Annotated in this window: 7 protein-coding genes and 1 pseudogene; 5 read left to right on the top strand and 3 right to left on the bottom strand. The window is 62.1% G+C overall.

The genetic code is table 11. The features are described from left to right. The 3 genes and pseudogenes from EOA27_RS16390 to sppA all read right to left on the bottom strand — a co-directional run. A pseudogene (locus EOA27_RS16390) lies at nt 1–192 on the bottom strand (DUF1049 domain-containing protein); the annotation flags it as partial. A gap of 118 nt (nt 193–310) precedes the next feature. Next, a complete protein-coding gene (locus EOA27_RS16385; protein ID WP_027165368.1) occupies nt 311–595 on the bottom strand; it encodes an integration host factor subunit beta in 285 nt (94 codons plus the stop codon). 78 nt (nt 596–673) lie between these two features. After that, entirely contained in the window at nt 674–1,630 is a 957-nt protein-coding gene (gene sppA, locus EOA27_RS16380) for a signal peptide peptidase SppA (protein WP_126081189.1), read from the bottom strand. Between the two features lie 293 nt (nt 1,631–1,923). Between sppA and lptC the strand changes: the two genes are divergently transcribed. From lptC to raiA, 5 genes are all read left to right on the top strand, one after another. Next, nucleotides 1,924–2,637: an LPS export ABC transporter periplasmic protein LptC gene (gene lptC, locus EOA27_RS16375; RefSeq protein WP_126081190.1), complete on the top strand. Its 714-nt coding sequence runs from the start codon at nt 1,924–1,926 to the stop codon at nt 2,635–2,637. Then, the gene (locus EOA27_RS16370) at nt 2,624–3,220 is read left to right on the top strand and encodes an LptA/OstA family protein (protein WP_126081191.1); all 597 of its coding nucleotides are present in this window, start codon (nt 2,624–2,626) and stop codon (nt 3,218–3,220) included. The genes lptC and EOA27_RS16370 overlap by 14 nt, the downstream gene beginning before the upstream one ends. Further along, entirely contained in the window at nt 3,220–4,038 is an 819-nt protein-coding gene (gene lptB / locus EOA27_RS16365; protein ID WP_042641058.1) for an LPS export ABC transporter ATP-binding protein, read from the top strand. Before EOA27_RS16370 ends, lptB begins: the two co-directional genes overlap by 1 nt. A gap of 189 nt (nt 4,039–4,227) precedes the next feature. Next, nucleotides 4,228–5,754: an RNA polymerase factor sigma-54 gene (gene rpoN, locus EOA27_RS16360; protein ID WP_126081192.1), complete on the top strand. Its 1,527-nt coding sequence runs from the start codon at nt 4,228–4,230 to the stop codon at nt 5,752–5,754. A 302-nt stretch (nt 5,755–6,056) separates the two neighbouring features. Next, nucleotides 6,057–6,644: a ribosome-associated translation inhibitor RaiA gene (gene raiA, locus EOA27_RS16355; RefSeq protein WP_126081193.1), complete on the top strand. Its 588-nt coding sequence runs from the start codon at nt 6,057–6,059 to the stop codon at nt 6,642–6,644. Nucleotides 6,645–6,646: the final 2 nt, after the last annotated feature.

Here is a 6,646-nt window from a genome sequence, read left to right as displayed (position 1 = left end):
GCCGACGACCATGCCGACGGCCAGGGCCAGGAACAGGAAAATGAAAAGCGGCAGGTTCAGCGTCAGCGCGGGATTGCCGGGATGGAACGGATCGAGCGTGAAGGCGACGGCGCCGCGATTGGCGACGGCGAGCGCGATCAGGATGATGGCCAGCGGCACGAAGACCACGACGAGGATGAAGCGATTGAACATCAGATCTCCGTATAGAGAAGCTTCCTAAGCGCGCATGTCTTTGTCCCGAAACCGGCCTTCCCTTTCGGGAGACATGCTTTAAGCGCCAAGATGCCGTCTCGACCCGCCGGCGCGGCGCCTATTTGCCGCCGTTCAGCCTTTCGCGCAACTCCTTGCCGGTCTTGAAGAACGGCACCCACTTTTCCTCGACCTCGACCGACTCGCCGGTGCGCGGGTTGCGGCCGGTGCGGGCGGGACGGTTTTTCACCGAAAAGGCGCCGAAACCGCGCAACTCGACCCGGTTGCCCTCGGCAAGCGCGTCGGTGATTTCGTCAAAGATCGCACCGACGATGTTTTCGACGTCGCGCAGGAAAAGGTGCGGGTTGCGTGCAGCAATGATCTGCACAAGCTCGGATTTGATCATGGAACGTTCCCCGTGAAACCACTGCAGACGATTATCAGGATGATTTTTATTGCTTTTTTGGCTCGCGCCAACGGCATGTCAAGGGTGCCAGACCGAAACGAGACCGTCAAGAAACAAGCGGTCGGCGCCGAGCTCGTGAATGATATCGCCGCCGGCATCCGGCAGGCCAAGCGCCTTGGCGGCTAGTTTTGCCATCGACTGCGAGAACAGGAAGCCGCCACGCCTGTCCTTGTCCTTCCACTCGACGACCTTGAGCTTGGCATCCACGCCCTTCGTCGCCAGCCAGTCGATCGCCTCCTGCTCGCCGCCGACGGCGTCGACCAGATGATTGGCCAAGGCCTGGCGGCCGGTGAAGATCGAACCGTCGGCCAGCGCCAGCGCCTGCTCATGCGTCATCTTGCGGCGGTCCGCGACGATGCCGACGAACCAGTCGTAACTGTCGAGGATCAGCTTGCGCACCATGGCGCGCTCATCGTCATTGGTCGGCTTGAAGGGCGAGGGCGAAGCCTTGAGCGGCGAGGATTTCACTTCCTCCAGCTTGATGCCGAGCTTGTCCATGAGACCGCTGACGTCAGGATATTGGATCAGCACGCCGATCGAGCCGACGATCGAGGTCTTGCGGGCAACGATATGGTCGGCAGCACTTGCGATCATATAGCCGGCCGATGCCGCCAGCGTGCCGACCTCGGCCACTACGGGCTTGTCGCCGGCAAGCTTGCGCACGGCTTCGAATGTCGACTCGCCGCCGACCGTGGTGCCTCCGGGCGAATCGATCGACAGGATGACGCCCTTCACCTCCGCAGACTTGCGGATCGCTTCCAGCCTTTTGAGCAGTTCCTCGTCCTCGGTGATGGTGCCTTCGATCTTCACCTTGGCGATATGGGGGATCGCCTGGCCGGTGAAATTGTCGTCATAGACCCATGCCGAGAAGGCGATCACCGCTGCCGCCAGAACCACAAACGCAGCCACGCGCCAGAAAGTCAGCTTGCGGCGCAAGCGGCGGCGGTCGATCAGGTCGTCGGCTCTCATTGCCATCGTCAGCCTCATGGGTCGGCGGGAAAGCAAGCTTTTAAAGCAAGCCTCGGCACACGGCTACCGTTTCCTGAACGCCGGCTTCGAGCTCGGCGTTGATGGCGACCTCACGAAAAATTAACCCAGTCCCCTTCTGTATCTGCTATGAAGTGCGGGTCGTCTCCCCGAATTCCTCCCGATTTTGTGGGCGGCAGCCGTCACATTTTTGCAGTTTTCGTCCCCTTGTGCTTGCGTGTAGGTGCCGGCATACCACCTATAGGCGATGTTTGGGCGGACAAAGGTCCATTAGAAAAGTCATGTTGGCGCGATCTGACGAAACGAGCGATGCCGCTGCGGCACCGGCTCCCGCGATCCAAGAGGGCACGCGCGGCGAGGCGTTCAACCGCGCGCAACGGCACTCGCGCCGCGTGCGCGTGCTGAAATTCGCGGTGCCGCTGCTCGCGGCCGCGATTGCGATCGCCTTTCCAGTCTATTCCTACCTCAAAGCGCCAGTCTCCATTTCCGTGCAGGCCGACGGCACGGCGTTTTCGAACGGCAAGCTGGTGATGGCCAATCCGAAGCTCAACGGCTTCACCAAGCAGAAGCTGCCCTATTCGCTGACCGCGACCAGGGCGACGCAGGATGTCGGCCAGCAGGCCGTGATCGACCTCGAAGGCATCAACGCCAAACTGCCCGTCGCCACCGACAATATCGTGTCGGTCGATGCCGAGCACGGTATCTACAATCGCGACGCCAATACGATGGACCTCACCAGCGACGTCAGCGTGACGACTACGGACGGCCTTGCGGCGAAATTCAAATCGATCTTCCTAGACATGGGTAAAGGCTCTATGAAGACGAGCAATCCGGTCGACGTCAGCCGCGGCGGGTCGCGCATCACGGCGGACTCGATGTCGGTCGAGGATAATGGCAGGCTCGTGGTCTTCGAGAACCGGGTTCGCGTCAACATCGATCCGACTGCGCTGAAGGCGGCAGGGGTAAACAGTGGAGAACAGAATGCGTCGCAGTAAATCCGCGTGGGCTCTGGGCGCAGCCTCCGCATTGCTGTTTCTGGGGACGGCGCATTCCTTCGCGCAGTCGAGCGCGACCAGCCAGATGTCCGGGCTCAAGCTATCCGGCGACCAGCCGATCCAGATCGAAAGCGACAAGCTTGAGGTCCGCCAAGCCGAGAGCATGGCCATATTCAGCGGCAATGTGACCGTCAATCAGGGGCCGACCCTGCTAAAGGCCGGCAAGATGACGGTCTACTATGTCAAGGACCCCAAGGCTGACAAAAGCGCGGCTGCCGGCGCGTCGGCAATGACGGGCGCCGCCAATATCGATCACCTGGAGGTCGAGAACAAGGTCTACGTCAAATCGAACGACCAGGTCGCCACCGGCGACAGCGGCACGTTCGACATGAAGACGCAGGTGCTGGTGCTCAAGGGCAAGGAAGTGGTGCTTTCGCAAGGCGACAATGTGCTCAAGGGCTGCAAGCTCACCGTGCAGATGAAGAGCGGCCTCGCCAATGTCGACGGCTGCGGCGGCCGCGTGATGATGTCGTTCACGCCCCAGAAGCAGGGCGCGCAGCAGCAGGGAGCGTCGGGCAACTAATGGCCGGCGTATCCTCGCTGCTTGCCCGTCTTCCGGGACGGGCGGCCGCAAAGCCGGCTGCCCCGGCGACGGTCGGCACCGACAAGGCGAAGTTCAAGGGCACCCTGATCGCCAAAGGCCTGACCAAAAGCTACAAGGGCCGTAAGGTGGTGAGTGGGGTGACGCTCGGCGTGCGCGCCGGCGAGGCCGTCGGCCTGCTTGGCCCCAACGGCGCCGGCAAGACCACGTGTTTCTACATGGTCACCGGCCTTGTTCCCGTCGATGAGGGCTCGATCGAGATCGACGGCTTCGATGTCACGTCGATGCCGATGTACCGGCGCGCCCGCCTTGGTATCGGCTACCTGCCACAGGAAGCGTCGATCTTCCGCGGCCTGAACGTCGAACAGAATATCCGCGCCGTGCTGGAAGTGGTCGAAAAGGATCGCAAGGTGCGCGAACGCAACCTCGACGAGCTGCTCGAGGAATTCCACATCAGCCATCTGCGCAAGGCGCCCTCGATGTCGCTGTCGGGCGGCGAACGGCGTCGCCTTGAAATTGCGCGGGCGCTGGCGACGCGGCCTGCCTATATGCTGCTCGACGAGCCCTTTGCTGGCATCGACCCGATTGCCGTCGCCGACATTCAGCAGCTCGTCCGTCATCTCACGGCGCGCGGTATCGGCGTCTTGATCACCGACCACAATGTGCGCGAGACGCTCGGCCTGATCGATCGCGCCTATATCATCCATGCCGGCCAGGTGCTGACGCATGGCCGGGCCGACGAAATAGTCGCCAACGCCGATGTGCGGCGTCTCTATCTCGGCGAGGGTTTTACGCTCTGAGCGTAAAATACCTTTCTTCAGAGTGAATTTGAGCGAAATTCGACTGGTTTGTTGCGATTTTTCGGCCCAATAACGCTCCGGTAAGCCGATCCTGCTAGCGTTTTCCTTGACAAGCAAAAGCCGGGCCAGTTTCTATGCCCGACTGGAATGCAAGAGTGCGACGCGTAGACGAGGCGTTTGAATCCCACCATGGCGCTGGCAGCCAAACTGCAGCTCAGACAATCCCAGTCGCTGGTGATGACGCCGCAGCTGATGCAGTCGATCCGGCTGCTGCAGCTTACCCATGTCGAGCTCGAACGCTTCATCGACGAGGAGATCGAGCGCAACCCTCTCCTGGAGCGCGCCGAACCGCAGGACGACGCCGCCAGCGACCAGGCCCAGAAAAGCGAGGCCGCGCCGGAGCTGGATAGCGCCGGCGACTGGTTCGAGGGCGAGACGGAGTGGAGCGCGGAAGCGATCTCGCAAAAGCTCGACTCTTCCCTGGAAAACCTGTTTCCCGACGATCCCGGCACCAGCGAGCGGCTGGGGCCGGATCTCACGGCTCAGTGGAAGTCTGCAGCGGGCAGCGCCGGCACAGCCTCATCCGAGGGATTCGACGTCGGCGACATGGCCGCGGCCGCAGTCACATTGCGCGAACATGTCGGCGAGCAGATCGCACTTGCTTCGCTAAGCCCCGGCGAACGTCTCATCGCGGGCGAGCTTGCCGATGGGCTCGACGAGGCCGGTTATCTGCGCACCGACCTGATGGAGATCGCGGTCCGGCTCGGCACGGATGAAGCGGCGGTGGCGCGTGTGCTTGGCGCCTGCCAGAGCTTCGAGCCGGCAGGGCTCTTCGCGCGCGACCTTGCCGAGTGCCTGTCGCTGCAGCTTCAGGCGCGCGACAGGCTCGATCCGGCAATGAAAGCGCTGGTCGCCAACCTCGAGCTTCTGGCGCGGCGCGATTTCCAGACGCTGAAACGCATCTGCGGCGTCGACGAGGAGGACCTCCTCGACATGCTTGCCGAGATCCGCGCTCTCGATCCGCGCCCCGGCCTGGCGTTTTCGGGCGGCGCAAGCGACGCAATCGTCGCCGATGTCGAGGTCCGCGCGGCCAATGACGGCAGCTGGGCAGTTGAGCTCAATGCCGACACGCTGCCGCGCGTGCTGGTGGACAATGTCTACTTCGCCCGTGTCTCGAGCCACGCCAAGGACCAGGCGGAAAAGGATTTTCTCGCCGAATGCCTGCAGAACGCCAACTGGCTGACGCGCAGCCTCGACCAGCGGGCCAAGACTATTCTCAAGGTGGCGTCGGAAATCGTGCGGCAGCAGGACGCCTTTCTCGTCCATGGCGTGCGCCACCTCAAGCCGCTCAACCTGCGCACGGTGGCCGATGCCATCGGCATGCATGAATCGACCGTCAGCCGCGTCACCGCCAACAAATACATGCTGACGCCGCGCGGGGTTTTCGAGCTGCGCTATTTCTTCACGGCGTCGATCGCCTCGGCCGAAGGCGGCGAAGCGCACTCTTCCGAGGCCGTGCGCGACCGCATCAAGCAGATGATCGACGAGGAAAAGCCCGCCGACGTGCTTTCCGACGACGCCATCGTCGACATGCTCAAGGAAATTGGTGTCGATATCGCGCGCCGCACCGTCGCGAAATACCGCGAAGGCATGAATATCCCATCGTCTGTGCAAAGGCGGCGGGAGAAGCGGGCGCTCGCGAACGCCGGCCGCTAGGCCCGCCTGTATTCGGGCGATGCCGGCCCGACCCGAATCCCGATGATTTCCCGCAATCCCCAAGCTTGATTGACAAGCCGCAATGAAGTGTCTAGAAGCCCGCCCGCATGAGCAGGGCGTAATGCCCGCTTGCAAATGGGTCCGTCAGACAAGGCCATGGACGGCCAAGAAGGCGACTTGTGATCAACCGGAAAGTTCGGGTCTAAAATCGGCGCGCATGCCGCTGCGAAGCTTGTGCGCGCGCACCACGGGTATAAACTCGGGACCAGTTTGAAGCCTGGGCAAGGAAGGTCAGTTTTCAGATGAATCTACGCATTTCGGGAAAACACATGGACATCGGCGATGCGTTCCGCACGCGCATCAACGACCGGGTCGGCGAGGCGATCGAGAAATATTTCGATCGGGGTTTTTCAGGACATGTCACGGTCATCAAATCGGGGTCGCGTTTCTCCGCCGACTGCATGATCCGGCTCGATTCCGGCGCTTCCTTGCAGGCGACCGGCGACGCCCAGGACCCGACGCTTGCCTTCGAGGCGGCCGCCGATCGCCTGGAAACACGGCTGCGCCGCTACAAGCGCCGGCTGAAATCGCGCAACACCGGCAACGGCAATGGCGAAGAGCCGACCGACATCGCCTATACGGTGATGGCTCCCCTCACAGATGATGAGGAAGACATTCCGGAGGACTTCGCTCCGGCCATCGTCGCCGAATCAAGCATGACGCTGCGGACCATGTCGGTGGCGTCTGCCGTCATCGAGCTCGACAACAGCGACAGCCCGGTATTCCTGTTCCGCAACGCCGGGACCGACCATCTCAACATCGTCTACCGCCGGCCGGATGGCAATATCGGCTGGATCGATCCGTCGACGACCAAAGTCGCACAAGCATAAAA

This window comes from Mesorhizobium sp. M2A.F.Ca.ET.037.01.1.1, from assembly GCF_003998075.1.
GTDB lineage: Bacteria > Pseudomonadota > Alphaproteobacteria > Rhizobiales > Rhizobiaceae > Mesorhizobium.
Note: the sequence above shows the minus strand (reverse complement) of the source record. Positions and strands in the feature narration are given on the sequence as shown.

Coding starts and splice junctions, on each gene's coding strand:
- EOA27_RS16385 (WP_027165368.1), bottom strand. CDS start 595: ATGATCAAATCCGAGCTTGTGCAGATCATTGCTGCACGCAACCCGCAC.
- sppA (WP_126081189.1), bottom strand. CDS start 1,630: ATGGCAATGAGAGCCGACGACCTGATCGACCGCCGCCGCTTGCGCCGC.
- lptC (WP_126081190.1), top strand. CDS start 1,924: ATGTTGGCGCGATCTGACGAAACGAGCGATGCCGCTGCGGCACCGGCT.
- EOA27_RS16370 (WP_126081191.1), top strand. CDS start 2,624: ATGCGTCGCAGTAAATCCGCGTGGGCTCTGGGCGCAGCCTCCGCATTG.
- lptB (WP_042641058.1), top strand. CDS start 3,220: ATGGCCGGCGTATCCTCGCTGCTTGCCCGTCTTCCGGGACGGGCGGCC.
- rpoN (WP_126081192.1), top strand. CDS start 4,228: ATGGCGCTGGCAGCCAAACTGCAGCTCAGACAATCCCAGTCGCTGGTG.
- raiA (WP_126081193.1), top strand. CDS start 6,057: ATGAATCTACGCATTTCGGGAAAACACATGGACATCGGCGATGCGTTC.